This window comes from Amycolatopsis kentuckyensis, assembly GCF_041679295.1.
Lineage (GTDB): Bacteria > Actinomycetota > Actinomycetes > Mycobacteriales > Pseudonocardiaceae > Amycolatopsis > Amycolatopsis kentuckyensis_A.
On the sequence record NZ_JBGDMD010000009.1, the window covers coordinates 349,057 to 362,322 of the forward strand.

Genomic DNA, 13,266 nt, shown 5'->3' on the forward strand with positions numbered 1-13,266 from the left:
GTGTGAGCGGGGCCCGGCGGGTCAGCGCCAGCTCTCCACCCCGCCCGGCACCGGCGCGGCCGGGTCGTACGGCGTGCGCGTGAAGATGAACGTCGCCAAGTCCAGGTGCGTCGCGACGCCGTCGGCGTCCCGGCCCACTTCGAGCGTCTCGCCCGCGTAGTACCCGTCAAGGCCGACGTACGTGTCACGGCCCGTCGCGCGGAACCGTGAGCTGCGGCCCGCACCCTCGGCCGGGGCCAGCAGGAGCAGCCCGTCGCCCTGGATGCGCAGGTGGTACGGCGTCGGGCCCCAGTGCCAGAGCCCGGTCAACGCCAGCAGCACCGGGTCGACCGCGGCCGGCTGCCACTCGGCGGGCAGGCGCGGCTCCAGCTCGTCGGTCGTCGTGATCAGGTCCAGGCAGAGCTGGGTGATGCCGACGCCGGCCGTCGAGTTCGTGAGCACCAGCGCGCCCGTCTGGGCGACCGGGTCCACCAGCGTCACGGCGAGGAAGCCCGGCATCGAGCCGGTGTGGCCGGCCAGCCGGCGGCCCTGGTAGCGCACCAGCATCAGGCCGAGGCCGAAGCCGGTCGTCCAGACGTCGGTGTCGTCGACGGTGACCATCGTGCGCATCTGCTCGATCGTCTCCGGGGACAGGACGCCGCCGCCGTGGCCGCCGAGGAACGCCGTCCAGCGGCCGAGGTCCTTCGCCGTCGACCACAGCTGGCCGGCGGGGGCCATCGCGCCGGCGTCCGGGCTGGGTTCCGGCAGGAGGACGTCGGCGAACGGGTGCACGGCGAAGCCGTCCGCGTGCGCGCCGACCGGGTGCGGGGTCGTCCGGCTCATCCCGAGCGGGCCGAGGACCTCCTCGTCGAGCACCGAGAGCCAGCCCTTGCCGCGGTGGCGCGAGACGAGCTCGCCGAGCACGCCGTAGCCGACGTTCGAGTAGTGGAACCGCGCGCCCGGCCGGTGCTTGGTGGCGCCGTCGGCGAGGCTGCCGACGAGCGCGTCCCAGTCGCCGCCGGGGGTGCGCTCCCACCACAGACCGGGCGATTCGGACGTCAGGCCGGACGTGTGGGACAGCAGCTGCGCGACGGTCGCGGCGCCGAACGGCGTCCCCGGCACGTGCTTCTCGAGCGGGTCGTTGAGGTCGAGCAGGCCTTCGTCGCGCAGCCGCATGACGGCGGTCGCGACGAGGGTCTTGGTGATCGAGCCCAGCCGGTACTGGGTGTCGGTGCCGGGCGGCTGGTCGCCGACGCGCCCCCGGGCCCCGGACCAGACGATCTCCCCGTCCCGCACGACGGCGGCGACGAGCGAGGGAGCCCGGCAGGCGGCCTGCTCGTGGGCGATCCGGCGGAGCAGGGCGTGTTCGGTCGACTCAAGCATGAAGGCATTCTGCCGCGCGGCGCTCAGCCGAGCAGGTTCCGGGCCATCGCCGTCGTCACCGCGGCCGTCCGGTCCGACACCCCGAGCTTGCCGAACACGCGCAGCAGGTGCGTCTTCACCGTCGCCTCGCTGATGTGCAGGGCCCGGCCGATGTCCGCGTTCGTGCCGCCCTTCGCGACCAGCCGCAGCACCTCGGCTTCGCGCGCCGACAGCGGTTGCGGCTCCGGGTTGCGCACCCGGTTGACCAGCTTCCCGGCCACCGACGGCGCCAGCACCGTCTCGCCGCGCGAAGCCGCCCGGATCGCGTTCGCCAGCTCCGTGCGCGACGCGTCCTTCAAGAGGTAACCCGACGCGCCCGCCTCGACCGCGCGCAGGATGTCGGCGTCCGTTTCGTACGTCGTCAGCACGACGATCCGGCGGCCCGGCTGGTCGCGCAGGATGCGTTTCGTCGCGCCGACGCCGTCCAGGCCCGGCATCCGCAGGTCCATCAGCACGACGTCCGGCTGCGCGACGCGGTCGAGCGCGACGGCTTCGTCGCCCGAGCCCGCCTCGCCGACCACCGTCAGGTCGGGTTCGGCTTCGAGCATGCCCCGGAGGCCTTCGCGGACGACGGGGTGGTCGTCGACGAGCATGACGCGGATCAAGCCGGCACCTCCAGGGTGAGTTCGGTGCCGCTCGGGCCACTCCGGACGCTCAGTGTGCCACCCACCTGCTCGGCCCGGGACCGCATGCCGCGCAAGCCGAAGCCGGTCGCGCTGTCCGGGTCGAAGCCGGCGCCGTCGTCCCGGACGGACAGCCGGACCGAGTCGTCCACAACGGACAGCCGGACCGACACCGACGACGCGGCCGCGTGCCGCCGGACGTTGTTCAGTGCCTCTTGCGCGCCCCGCAGCAGGACCACCTCACCCGCCGTGCCGATCGCCGGGAGCGCATCGTCCACTTCGTACTCGACGGACACGCCGGTCTCGTCGGCGAGCCGGTCGGCCTGGCGCCTGACGGCGTCCACAAGGGAGCCGCGCGCCAGGTCGGCCGGCGCCAGCGCGGCGACCATCGCGCGGGCCTCGGTGAGGTTGTCCCGCGCCGTGCGGGCGGCCAGCTCGGCGTGCCGCCGCGCCGCCGCCGGATTGGTGTCCACTTCGGACTCGATCGCCTGGGCGAGCGTGACGATGCTGGTGAACCCCTGGGCGAGCGTGTCGTGGATCTCGCGCGCGAGCCGCTCGCGTTCGGCCGCCGTGCCCGCCTCACGGGAGAGCCGGGCGACCTCCGCCTGGCTCTCCTCGAGCCGGGCGATCAGGTCCGCCCGCGCCCGGCTCTCCTCGATGACGTGCAGGATGAACTTGCCGGACAGGATCCCGAACACGACGAGGATCGCGGTCATCGGCAGCAGGATGTGCAGCGCCGGCCCCTGCAGGCCCTCGTTGGCGATCGACGACACCGGGCTCAGCAGGATCGCCACCGTGGTGACCACCGCCGCCGGACGGAACTCGAGCGTCGAAAACACCAGCGGGCACACCATGAACAGGATGAAGCTGGCCGTCGTGTTCGCGAACATCGCGACCGCGACGAGCGCCAGGACGATCAGGGCCAGCGTCCACCTTTGGGGCAGGTGCCCGTCGTCGCGCACCACCCGCCGTCCCCACAGCAGGTAGGTCAGCGCGAGCGCGGTGAGCGCCCCGACCGCGACGACGGCGCGCACCGGATCGGTTTCGTCCAGCAGCACCAGCGTCGTCGTGGCCAGGTACGCGACCGCGAAGAGGATCTCCCAGAGCCAGTTGAACCGGTCCCAGGCGTCCTTCACTTCGCGTCGGTCCACCGGAACGTCAGCCGCGCCAGCACCGCGCCCACCACGCACCAGATCCCCAGCACCAGCGCCACCCGCGGGAGCTCCCATGAGCCAGCCATCTCCATTCCGACCGCGCCGTCCGGCAGGAACACCGACCGGAACCCCTGGCAGATCCACTTCAGCGGGAAGAACGACGCGATGTCAACCATGATCTTCGGCAGGTTCGTGATCGGCGTGACGAACACGCCGGAGATGAACTGCAGCACCAGGTACAGCATCTGCACGACGGCGACCGCGCCGGTCGTGGACTTCGCGAGCGAGCTGAGCGCGATCCCGAGCAGCGTGCACGAGACGATCCCCAGCGCGAACACCCACAGCAGCGTCAGCCACTTCGCCGGCTCGGTGGGCAGCTTCAGCCCGAACAGCAGCACGGCGACCGCGGCCATCAGCACGGTCTGCGCGAGGCTGGACACCGCGACCAGCACCATCTTGCCGACGAAGTAGGACGCCGAGGGCATCGGCGTGCCGCGAAGGCGTTTGAGCGCCCCGGTTTCCCGGTCGGCCGAGACGCCGGTGGCGATGCTGTTGAACGACGTCGAGACGATGCCGGAACCGATCATCCCGGCGGCCAGCAGCTGCCCGGACGTGACGCCTTCCAGTGCGGTCGGACCGTCCAGGATGGACCCGAGCAGGATCATCAGGACCGCGGGCAGGGAGAAGGTGAAGACCACCTGTTCCTTGTGCCGGAAGAACTGCCGCAGCTCGGTGCCGCCGCGGGCGAGTCCGAGCGACAGTGGACCGGGCAGCGAGAGCGTGGTCATGCCTTGTCTCCGATCAGGTCCAGGTAGATGTCCTCCAGGCTCGGCCTGGTCACGGTCAGCCCCGCGAGCTCCCTACCCCCAGCAGAGAGCTCGGTGACGAGCTTGGTCGGGTACGCGGTGCGCTCGACGTGCGCGCCGCGTTCGTCGGTCCACCGCACGGTCGCCTCGGCGGCGGCCCGGCCCCCGAGGTTCTGCGGGGTGTCCTGCGCGACGATCTCGCCGCGCGCGATCACCGCGACGCGGTCGGCGAGCGCCTCGGCTTCGTCGAGGTAGTGGGTGGTCAGCAGGATGGTGGTGCCCTCGGCGGCGAGGTCGCTGATCAGCTTCCAGAACTGCCGGCGGGCCTCGGGGTCGAAGCCGGTCGTCGGCTCGTCGAGGAAGAGCAGTTCGGGCCGTCCGATGATGCCGAGCGCGACGTCGACGCGCCGCCGCTGGCCGCCCGAAAGCGACTTCACCCGCGCCTTGGCCTTCTCGGTGAGCCCGACCTTTTCGATGACCTCGTCCGGGTCGCGCGGGTCGGGGTAGTACTTCGCGAAGTGCCGGACGGTCTCGGCGACGCTCAGCTCGGCGGCGTCGTTGGCGGTCTGCAGGACGATGCCGATCTTCGACCGCCACGCGCGGCCGGCCTTGCCCGGGTCCTCGCCGAGGACGGTGACTTCGCCGGCGGTCCGCTGCCGGTGGCCTTCGAGGATCTCGACGGTCGTGGTCTTCCCGGCGCCGTTCGGCCCGAGCAGGGAAAACACCTCGCCCGGGGCGATGTCCAGGTCGAGCCCGGCCACCGCCAGGTGACCCGGGTACTGCTTGCGCAGGCCGCGCACGCTCACTGCTGTGGTCATGGCTCCAGCCTGGTCCCGCGGCACCTTGATCGGGAGCAACGCTCAGCTGAATCCCGGTGTCCACCGTTCGGTGGACAGAGTCGTCAGCCGAGCCCGCTTGGTTCCACGGGAAACCTCGAAAACGCTGTCATACAAGGGAAAACCTGAACTTTTCGGCACGCGGAACCGCCGTGAGGGTGAACACCGCTATTGACAAGTTGTCTAACATGACAGAATGTCTCACAAGTGGGTGACCGCCAGCGACGGTGTCCGCCTCTCCGTCACCATCGACGGCCGGGAAGACGGGCCCACGGTCGTGCTCGTGCACGGCTACCCCGACAACAGCTCGATGTGGGGCGGCGTGGTCGCCCGGCTCCGGGGCGAACACCGCGTCGTCACCTACGACGTCCGCGGGGCCGGACAGTCGGACAAGCCGCCGGGCCGCGCGTCCTACCGGCTGGACCAGCTGGCCGACGACCTGCGTGCGGTCGTCGAGGCGGTACAGCCGAGCGGGAAGGTGCACCTGGTCGCCCACGACTGGGGCTCGATCCAGACCTGGCACGCCGTCACCGGCGACGGGCTGCGCGGCCGGGTCGCGTCCTACACGTCGATCTCCGGCCCGAGCCTCGACCACGCGGGTGCCTGGTTCCGCGCGCAGCTCACGCGGCCGACGCCGAAGCGGCTCAAGAACGCGCTGAGCCAGTTCCTGCACTCGTGGTACATCCTCGCGTTCCAGGTCCCGCTGATCCCGGACCTGCTGTGGCGCACCGGGTTGCTGGGCAAGCAGATCCAGCGCATGGAACCCGACGCGGCGCCCCCGGACAAGTCCGACGGCCTGCACGGCCTCGAGTTGTACCGCGCCAACATGTTCACGCGGCTCTCGCGGCCCGCCCCGCGCGCCGCTGACATTCCGGTGCAGGTCCTCGCGCCGACCGGCGACGCCTACGTCACCACTCCGCTGCAGACCGAGGTCGCCCGCTGGGTCCCCGACCTGCGGATCCGCCGGGTCGTCGGGACGCACTGGGTCACCCGCGCCAAGCCGGACGTGGTCGCCCGGGCCGCCGCCGAACTGATCGAATACGCCGAAACCGGCACCGAAAGCCGGGCGTTGCGCCAGGCCCGGGTGGGTACCGGCCGGTTCGCGCACAAGCTGGTCGTCGTCACCGGCGCCGGCAGCGGCATCGGCCGGGCCACCGCGCTCGCCTTCGCGGCGGAAGGCGCCGACGTCATCGTCACCGACATCGACGCGGCCAGCGCCGCGGAAACCCGGAAGCTGCTGGAAGACCACGGCGTCGCCGAGTACACAGTGGACTCTTCGGACGGCGAAGCCGTGCACCGCTTCGCCCGCGATGTGCGCGAGAACCACGGCGTCCCGGACATCGTCGTCAACAACGCCGGGATCGGGATGTCCGGCCCGTTCCTCGACACGTCCGTGGAGGACTGGGAACGTGTCATCGACGTCAACCTCTGGGGGGTGATCCACGGCTGCCGCGCCTTCGCGCCGATGCTCGCCGAGCGCGCCGAAGGCGGTCAGATCGTCAACCTCGCCTCGGCCGCGGCTTACCTGCCGTCGAAGATCCTCACCGCGTACGCGACGACGAAGTCCGCCGTGCTGACGTTGAGCGTCTGCCTGCGTGCCGAGCTGGCCGAGCACCGCATCGGCGTCACGGCGGTGTGCCCGGGGATCGTCAAGACCAACATCACCAACACGACGACGTTCGTCGGGGTGTCCGAAGAGGAGCAACGCCGGCGTCAGAAGGAAAGCTCGAAGCTGTACGCCCGACGCGGGTTCGGCCCCGAGGGAGTCGCGCGCGACATCCTGCGAGCCGTGGAGAAGGACACCGCGATCGCACCGTCCACACCGGAGGCGAAGGCCGCGCTGGTCCTTTCGCGACTGACGCCGGGGCTGCTGCGGGCCGCGGCGAAGCTGGACCTGACGCCGTGAGCAGACCGCGGCGGATGTCGCCGCAGGCCCGCCGCGACGACCTGATCCGCGCCGCGCTCGACCTGTTCGGCTCGCGGGCGCCGGAGCTGGTCACCGTGGACGACATCGTGGCCCGCGCCGAGGTTTCGCGGCCGCTGTTCTACCGGTACTTCTCCAGCCTGCGCGAGCTGCAGGTCGAGGCGCTGCGCACGGTCACCGTGGGGCTCATCGACGGCCTCGCGGGACTCGAAGAGGGCCCGCCCGAAGCCCGGTTGAAGGCGGCCGTCCGCGGCCTGATCGACGTCGCCGACCACTACCGCGCCGGCTACATCGCGTTGCTGCGCAGCGGTTCGGTGATCGCGACATCCGAAACGGACGCCGCGATCGACGAGGTCCGCAACCGCGCGGTGGCCCTGATCCTGGACGCCCTCGGCGTCGAGGATCCGTCACCACTGCTGTCCCTGACCCTGCGCTGCTGGACGGCGGTCGTCGAAGGCGCGCTGCTCAGCTGGCTCCAGGAGCGCACGGTCCCGCGCGAAGACCTCGACGGCTGGCTGGTCGACCAGCTCACGGCCATGCTCGACGCGACCGCCAAGCACGACAAAGCCGGCACCCTCACCTGAGAGTGCCGGCTTCGGCCGAGCGTCAGTGCTTGGTGACCAGTTCCCAGCCCTCGACGTCCTCCGGCGTCCGCGGCGCCGGGCCGACGTACTTGGCCGACGGCCGCACCAGGCGTCCGGTGCGCTTCTGCTCGAGGATGTGCGCGGCCCAGCCGGCGGTGCGCGCCGAGCTGAACATCGCGGGCATCATGTGCGGCGGGACCTGGGCGAAGTCCAGGATGACGGCGGCCCAGAACTCGACGTTCGTCTCGATCGGGTGGTCCGGCCGCCGCTCGCGCAGCTCCTTCAGCGCCGCCTGCTCCAGCGCGGCGGCCGCCTCGTAGCGGGCCGCGCCCAGCTCCTGGCAGGTGCGGCGCAGCACGCGTGCCCGCGGGTCCTCGGCCCGGTAGACGCGGTGGCCGAAGCCCATCAGGCGTTCCTTGCGGTCGAGGATGCCCTTGACCAGGCCCGCCGGGTCGCCGGTGCGCTCGACCTCTTCGATCATCGGCAGCACGCGCGCCGGGGCACCGCCGTGCAGCGGGCCCGACATCGCGCCGATGGCGCCGGACATGGCCGCCGCGACGTCGGCGCCGGTGGAGGCGATGACGCGGGCGGTGAAGGTCGACGCGTTGAGGCCGTGCTCGGCCGCCGACACCCAGTAGGCGTCCAGCGCCTTGACGTGCGCGGGGTCGGGCTCGCCGCGCCAGCGGATCAGGAACCGCTCGGTGATCGAGTGGGCCTCGTCGACGCGGGTCTGCGGCACGGCGGGCTGGCCGATGCCGCGCGCCGACTGCGCCACGTAGGACAGCGCCATCACCGAGGCGCGCGCCAGCTGCTCGCGGGCCTCTTCGTCGGTGATGTCGAGCAGCGGGCGGTAGCCCCAGATCGGCGCGAGCATGGCCAGCGCGGCCTGGACGTCCACCCGGACGTCGCCGGTGTGCACCGGCAGCGGGAACGGCTCGGCGGGCGGGAGGCCGTGGCCGAAGCGACCGTCGACGAGGAGGCCCCATACGTCACCGAAGGTCACCTTGCCGGCGAGATCCTCGATGTCGACGCCGCGGTAGCGCAGCGCACCGCCGTCCCGGTCGGGTTCGGCGATCTCGGTGTGGAAGGCGACGACGCCCTCCAGACCCGGTCGGAAGCCGTCGTCGGGTTGGCCGGACGGCTGTGGCTTGCTGATCGTGGAGGTAGTCACTGTTTCGCGGAACCTTTCGGTGCGCTTTTCTTCCCCGGCTGGTCGCGCTGACGGGATACGCACGGGAAAGCGCGCACCATCGCACGGATGGATAGACCTTGCTCCCTCGATCGCCGGGGGGCAATCGAAAGAAGCGGTGGTTTCGGTCACGATTACGAGAACGATTCAGTCACCGAGGCCGTCCGGCCGGAGAATTTTCACCACACTGTGTGACGAAGCCCAGGTTAAAGGTATGTTTCCGAACCAGGCGAGGCCGTGGTCCGGGTGATAGACCTGTGCGATGCACCTCAGCCCGCAGGAGCGCGACAAGCTGCTCGTCCACGTGGCGGCCGACGTCGCGCGGAAGCGGCTCGACCGCGGCGTCCGGCTGAACTACCCGGAGGCGGTCGCGCTGATCACCGACCACGTCCTCGAAGGCGCTCGCGACGGCCGCACGGTCAGCGAGCTGGTGGCCAGCGGCCGGAGCGTGCTGTCGCGTGCGCAGGTGCTCGACGGCGTGCCCGAAATGATCGACTCCGTTCAGGTGGAGGCCACTTTCCCGGACGGCACGAAGCTCGTCACCGTGCATGACCCGATCGTGTGAAGGAGGGCCGATGCACCCCGGCGAGATCATTCCCGGCGACGAGCCGGTCGAGCTGAACCCGGGCCGCCCGCGCGTCCGGCTGCTCGTGCGCAACCTCGGCGACCGGCCGGTCCAGGTCGGCTCGCACTACCACTTCGCCGCGGTGAACCCCGGTCTCGAATTCGACCGCGAGCTTGCCCGCGGCCACCGGCTCGACGTCCCGGCGGGCACGTCGGTGCGCTTCGAACCCGGCGTCGAACGGGAAGTGGATCTTGTCCCGCTCGCCGGCGCCCGGCGCGTGCCGGGGCTGCGGTCCGAATTCTCGGGAGAGTTCTGAAATGCCGCAGATCGACCGCGAGCGCTACGCCGAGCTGTTCGGCCCGACCACCGGCGACCGGATCCGGCTCGCCGACACCGATCTGCTGATCGAGGTCACCGAAGACCGCTCGATGGGGGCCGGCGGCTCCGGCGACGAGGTGCTCTTCGGCGGCGGCAAGGTCATCCGCGAGTCGATGGGCCAGGGCATGGCGACCCGCGCCGAGGGCGCGCCCGACCTGGTCATCACCGGCGCGGTGATCCTCGACCACTGGGGCGTCGTCAAGGCCGACGTCGGCGTGCGCGACGGCCGGATCGTCGGCATCGGCAAGGCGGGCAACCCGGACACGATGGACGGCGTCGACCCGGCCCTGGTCATCGGGCCGTCGACGGAGGTGCTGGCCGGCAACGGCAAGATCCTCACCGCCGGCGGCATCGACTGCCACGTCCACTTCATCTGCCCGCAGCTCGTCGACACGGCCCTGGCCGCCGGACTGACCACTTTGGTCGGTGGCGGCACCGGGCCGTCCGAAGGGACCAAGGCGACCACCGTCACGCCCGGCGCGTGGAACCTGGGCCGGATGCTGTCCGCCATGGACGGTTACCCGGTCAACGTCCTGTTGCTGGGCAAGGGGAACACGGTCCGGCACGAGGCGCTGCGGGAGCAGCTCGCGGCCGGCGCGGGCGGCTTCAAGCTGCACGAGGACTGGGGTACGACGCCGGCCGCGATCGACGCCTGCCTGACCGTGGCCGACGAGGCCGGCGTCCAGGTCGCGATCCACACGGACACGCTGAACGAGGCCGGCTTCCTGGAGTCCACTGTGGACGCCATCGGTGGCCGCTCGATCAACGCGTACCACACCGAAGGCGCCGGCGGCGGGCACGCGCCGGACATCATCGAGGTCGTCTCGCTGCCGAACGTGCTGCCGTCGTCGACGAACCCGACCCGGCCGCACACGGCCAACACGCTCGACGAGCACCTCGACATGCTGGTCGTCTGCCACCACCTCAACCCGTCGGTGCCGGAGGACCTCGCGTTCGCCGAGAGCCGGATCCGGCCGTCGACCATCGCCGCCGAAGACGTGCTGCACGACATGGGCGCGATTTCGATGATGAGCTCGGACTCGCAGGCGATGGGCCGGATCGGCGAGGTGATCATCCGGACCTGGCAGACCGCGCACGTGATGAAACGCCGCCGCGGCGCGCTGCCCGGCGACGGCGCGGCCGACAACCTGCGCGCGCGGCGGTACGTCGCCAAGTACACGATCAACCCGGCCATCGCGCACGGCATGGAGACCGAAATCGGCTCGGTCGAGGTCGGCAAGCTCGCGGATCTCGTGTTGTGGGAGCCGAAGTTCTTCGGCGTCCGCCCGCACGTGGTGCTGAAGGGCGGCTTCCCGGCGTGGGCGGCGATGGGTGACGCGAACGCGTCCATCCCGACGCCGCAGCCCGTCATGGCGCGCCCCATGTTCGGGGCGAACATCGGGGCCGCGCTGAGCCTGCACTTCGTCGCACCGTCCGCTTTGGACAGCGGGCTGCGCGAGACGTTCGGCATCACGCGGCCGCTGGTCGCCGTGTCGAACATGCGTGCGCGGACGAAGGCGGACATGGTGCTCAACGACGCCACGCCGGACGTCCGCGTCGAGCCGGACAGCTTCGCCGTGCACGTCGACGGTGAGCTGATCGAGCCGCAGCCGGTGACGGAACTGCCGATGGCGCAAAGGTACTTCCTGTTCTGATGGACCTCTCGGCGCTGATCCTCGCGGACTCCCGCTTCCCCGGCGGCGGGCACGTCCACAGTGGCGGGCTGGAGGAAGTCGTCGCCCGCCGGCTGGTGACGTCGGTGCGCGATCTGCCGGGATTCCTTTCCGGACGGTTGCGGACGGCCGGGTTCCTGGCAGCGGTGTTCGCCGCCGCTTCGGCGCACGCGGCCGTCACCAGTGGGAACTGGTCGCTTTTGGACAGTGAGCTGGATGCGCGCACTCCGTCGCTCGCGCAGCGCGAGGCATCCCGGGCGCAGGGACGTGGTACCGCACGGGCCGGTCGGATCGCGTGGCCGTCTCCGGTGCTCGACGCGCTGCTCGCCGAGACTCCGCGGCCGCACCACCCGGTGATTTTGGGAGCCTTGGTCGGGGTCGCCGGTGGCTCGCCGTACGACGCCGCGATGGCGGCCGCGTACCTGTCGGTCAGCGGACCGGCGAGTGCGGCCGTCCGGCTGCTGGGGCTGGATCCCTTTGCCGTCAACGCCGTCGTGGCGCGCCTGGACCTCGCTGCCGTTTGTTCGGACGCGGCGGCGGTGGCGGGGGACGACCCGGCGTCGCTGCCGTCGCCGGGGTCGCCCGCGTTGGATCTGTTCGCCGAGGCGCACGCCCGGCACCACCAGGAAGAGGTGCGTCTCTTTGCCAGCTGAGCACGGTCATGGACATTTCCACGAGGTCAACTTCGACCCGACGGCCGCCGAGCCGGACCACTACGACGCGGCGCCCACGGCGGGGCGCGCGTACCGGATCGGCATCGGCGGCCCGGTGGGTTCGGGCAAGACGGCGCTGACCGCCGCCCTGTGCCGCGCGCTGGGTGACGAGATCAACCTGGCCGTCGTCACGAACGACATCTACACGACGGAGGACGCGGACTTCCTGCGTCGCGCCGGCGTCCTGGACCCGGCGCGGATCGAGGCGGTCCAAACGGGAGCGTGCCCGCACACGGCGATCCGCGACGACATCACCGCGAACCTGGACGCGGTCGAGCGCCTGGAGGAGAAGTTCCCGGGCCTGGACCTGGTGATCATCGAGAGCGGCGGCGACAACCTGACGGCGGTGTTCAGCCGCGGGCTGGCCGACAGCCAGATCTTCGTCGTCGACGTCGCGGGTGGCGACAAGGTGCCGCGCAAGGGCGGCCCCGGCGTCACGACGGCGGACCTGCTGGTGATCAACAAGATCGACATCGCCCACCTGGTGGGCGCGGACATGGACGTGATGACGTCGGACGCGCACCGGATGCGGGGGACGTTGCCGGTCATCACGCAGTCCCTTGTGGACACTCCGGACGCCCCGGCGGTGGCCGGCTGGGTCCGTTCCCTGCTGTGAAGGCCCACGCCAGGGTGACGGCGTGCTTCGACGGAACGCGCACGGTGCTGCGCGAGTTGCGTTCGATGGCGCCGTTGACCTTGTTCCCCCGCCGGCGTTCCGGTGCGGCGGCCGTGGTGCACCTGGTCAACTCGGCGACTTCGCCGTTGGGCGGGGACGACCTGCTGCTCACGGTCCGGGTGGGGCCGGGGGCGTCGCTCCGGTTGTCCGGTGTGGCGGCGACCTTGGCTCTGCCTGGTCTGCACGGCGAGCCTTCGTTGTCCACAGTGGACGTGTCGGTCGACGAGGGCGCGTCACTGGAGTACCTGCCGGAGCCGACGGTGATCACGTCGCGGGCTCGCCATGCGGCGGTGTTCCGTGCTTCGTTGGCAACGGAGGCTTACCTGCACACGCGGGAGGTGTTGGTGCTGGGGCGGTCGGGGGAGCGTCCGGGATCGCTGACGAGTACTCAGGACGTGTTCCGGGCCGGGATACCGGTGCTGAGGCAGACGTTGCCGATCGGGTCGGGGCTGGACGGGAGCCTGGCGGTGCTGGCGGGCCGCCGGGTGCTGGCCACGGACCTGGTGGTCGGCGGCCCCGAGCTGCCGGCGGCCTCGGGCGAGTGGTGGTCACGCAGCCCGCTCGCCGCCGGTGGCTCGCTGGTGACTTCGCTGGCTCCGGACGCCGTGGCGGCGATGAAGGGGCTGACCGAGGCTGGAGCCGCGGCGTTCTGAGCAGCCCCCGTTTTCCACGCTACCGGAGGCCACCGACAGTTTCGGGTGGATCGCCCGCTCGCCGGGGACCGGCCCCCTGCGCCCGTCCCCG

The 13,266-nt window shown here is 71.3% G+C and carries 14 protein-coding genes; 8 read left to right on the plus strand and 6 right to left on the minus strand.

Annotation, left to right across the window (positions count from 1 at the left end; translation table 11 throughout):
• Window positions 1–21 precede the first annotated feature (21 nt).
• The 5 genes from ACERZO_RS35900 to ACERZO_RS35920 are packed head-to-tail and all read right to left on the minus strand — an operon-like array spanning window position 22 to window position 4,802.
• On the minus strand, window positions 22–1,362 hold the full coding sequence (locus ACERZO_RS35900) for a serine hydrolase domain-containing protein (protein ID WP_372670324.1): 1,341 nt from the start codon (window positions 1,360–1,362) through the stop codon (window positions 22–24).
• Between the two features lie 23 nt (window positions 1,363–1,385).
• Complete coding sequence (locus ACERZO_RS35905; RefSeq protein ID WP_372670325.1) at window positions 1,386–2,006, minus strand: response regulator transcription factor; 621 nt, start codon at window positions 2,004–2,006, stop codon at window positions 1,386–1,388.
• On the minus strand, window positions 2,003–3,160 hold the full coding sequence (locus ACERZO_RS35910) for a sensor histidine kinase (protein WP_372670416.1): 1,158 nt from the start codon (window positions 3,158–3,160) through the stop codon (window positions 2,003–2,005). Before ACERZO_RS35910 ends, ACERZO_RS35905 begins: the two co-directional genes overlap by 4 nt.
• Window positions 3,157–3,966, minus strand: coding sequence for an ABC transporter permease (locus ACERZO_RS35915; RefSeq protein WP_372670326.1), 810 nt, complete (start codon window positions 3,964–3,966; stop codon window positions 3,157–3,159). The genes ACERZO_RS35910 and ACERZO_RS35915 overlap by 4 nt, the downstream gene beginning before the upstream one ends.
• Entirely contained in the window at window positions 3,963–4,802 is an 840-nt protein-coding gene (locus tag ACERZO_RS35920; RefSeq protein ID WP_372670327.1) for an ABC transporter ATP-binding protein, read from the minus strand. The genes ACERZO_RS35915 and ACERZO_RS35920 overlap by 4 nt, the downstream gene beginning before the upstream one ends.
• A 229-nt stretch (window positions 4,803–5,031) precedes the next feature.
• Between ACERZO_RS35920 and ACERZO_RS35925 the strand changes: the two genes are divergently transcribed.
• Entirely contained in the window at window positions 5,032–6,726 is a 1,695-nt protein-coding gene (locus ACERZO_RS35925; protein WP_372670417.1) for an SDR family oxidoreductase, read from the plus strand.
• Between the two features lie 14 nt (window positions 6,727–6,740).
• On the plus strand, window positions 6,741–7,328 hold the full coding sequence (locus tag ACERZO_RS35930) for a TetR/AcrR family transcriptional regulator (RefSeq protein ID WP_372670418.1): 588 nt from the start codon (window positions 6,741–6,743) through the stop codon (window positions 7,326–7,328).
• 22 nt (window positions 7,329–7,350) lie between these two features.
• Here ACERZO_RS35930 and ACERZO_RS35935 read toward each other — a convergent pair whose 3' ends face one another.
• Window positions 7,351–8,499 (minus strand): citrate synthase 2, encoded by a 1,149-nt coding sequence (locus ACERZO_RS35935; RefSeq protein WP_086680247.1) that lies wholly within the window; start codon window positions 8,497–8,499, stop codon window positions 7,351–7,353.
• A gap of 280 nt (window positions 8,500–8,779) precedes the next feature.
• On the opposite strand from ACERZO_RS35935, the gene ACERZO_RS35940 reads away from it, so the two are divergent.
• The 6 genes from ACERZO_RS35940 to ACERZO_RS35965 are packed head-to-tail and all read left to right on the plus strand — an operon-like array spanning window position 8,780 to window position 13,175.
• Complete coding sequence (locus ACERZO_RS35940) at window positions 8,780–9,082, plus strand: urease subunit gamma (protein ID WP_372670328.1); 303 nt, start codon at window positions 8,780–8,782, stop codon at window positions 9,080–9,082.
• 10 nt (window positions 9,083–9,092) lie between these two features.
• On the plus strand, window positions 9,093–9,398 hold the full coding sequence (locus tag ACERZO_RS35945) for an urease subunit beta (RefSeq protein ID WP_372670329.1): 306 nt from the start codon (window positions 9,093–9,095) through the stop codon (window positions 9,396–9,398).
• A gap of 1 nt (window position 9,399) precedes the next feature.
• Window positions 9,400–11,115 (plus strand): urease subunit alpha, encoded by a 1,716-nt coding sequence (locus tag ACERZO_RS35950; protein ID WP_372670330.1) that lies wholly within the window; start codon window positions 9,400–9,402, stop codon window positions 11,113–11,115.
• Window positions 11,115–11,786 carry an urease accessory protein UreF gene (locus tag ACERZO_RS35955; RefSeq protein WP_372670331.1) on the plus strand — a complete coding sequence of 224 codons (672 nt, stop codon included), beginning with the start codon at window positions 11,115–11,117 and terminating at the stop codon, window positions 11,784–11,786. The genes ACERZO_RS35950 and ACERZO_RS35955 overlap by 1 nt, the downstream gene beginning before the upstream one ends.
• Window positions 11,776–12,462, plus strand: coding sequence for an urease accessory protein UreG (ureG, locus tag ACERZO_RS35960; RefSeq protein ID WP_372670332.1), 687 nt, complete (start codon window positions 11,776–11,778; stop codon window positions 12,460–12,462). The genes ACERZO_RS35955 and ureG overlap by 11 nt, the downstream gene beginning before the upstream one ends.
• The gene (locus tag ACERZO_RS35965; protein WP_372670333.1) at window positions 12,459–13,175 is read left to right on the plus strand and encodes an urease accessory protein UreD; all 717 of its coding nucleotides are present in this window, start codon (window positions 12,459–12,461) and stop codon (window positions 13,173–13,175) included. The genes ureG and ACERZO_RS35965 overlap by 4 nt, the downstream gene beginning before the upstream one ends.
• Window positions 13,176–13,266 lie beyond the last annotated feature (91 nt).

Coding starts and splice junctions, on each gene's coding strand:
- ACERZO_RS35900 (WP_372670324.1), bottom strand. CDS start 1,362: ATGCTTGAGTCGACCGAACACGCCCTGCTCCGCCGGATCGCCCACGAG.
- ACERZO_RS35915 (WP_372670326.1), bottom strand. CDS start 3,966: ATGACCACGCTCTCGCTGCCCGGTCCACTGTCGCTCGGACTCGCCCGC.
- ACERZO_RS35920 (WP_372670327.1), bottom strand. CDS start 4,802: ATGACCACAGCAGTGAGCGTGCGCGGCCTGCGCAAGCAGTACCCGGGT.
- ACERZO_RS35930 (WP_372670418.1), top strand. CDS start 6,741: ATGTCGCCGCAGGCCCGCCGCGACGACCTGATCCGCGCCGCGCTCGAC.
- ACERZO_RS35940 (WP_372670328.1), top strand. CDS start 8,780: ATGCACCTCAGCCCGCAGGAGCGCGACAAGCTGCTCGTCCACGTGGCG.
- ACERZO_RS35945 (WP_372670329.1), top strand. CDS start 9,093: ATGCACCCCGGCGAGATCATTCCCGGCGACGAGCCGGTCGAGCTGAAC.
- ACERZO_RS35950 (WP_372670330.1), top strand. CDS start 9,400: ATGCCGCAGATCGACCGCGAGCGCTACGCCGAGCTGTTCGGCCCGACC.
- ACERZO_RS35955 (WP_372670331.1), top strand. CDS start 11,115: ATGGACCTCTCGGCGCTGATCCTCGCGGACTCCCGCTTCCCCGGCGGC.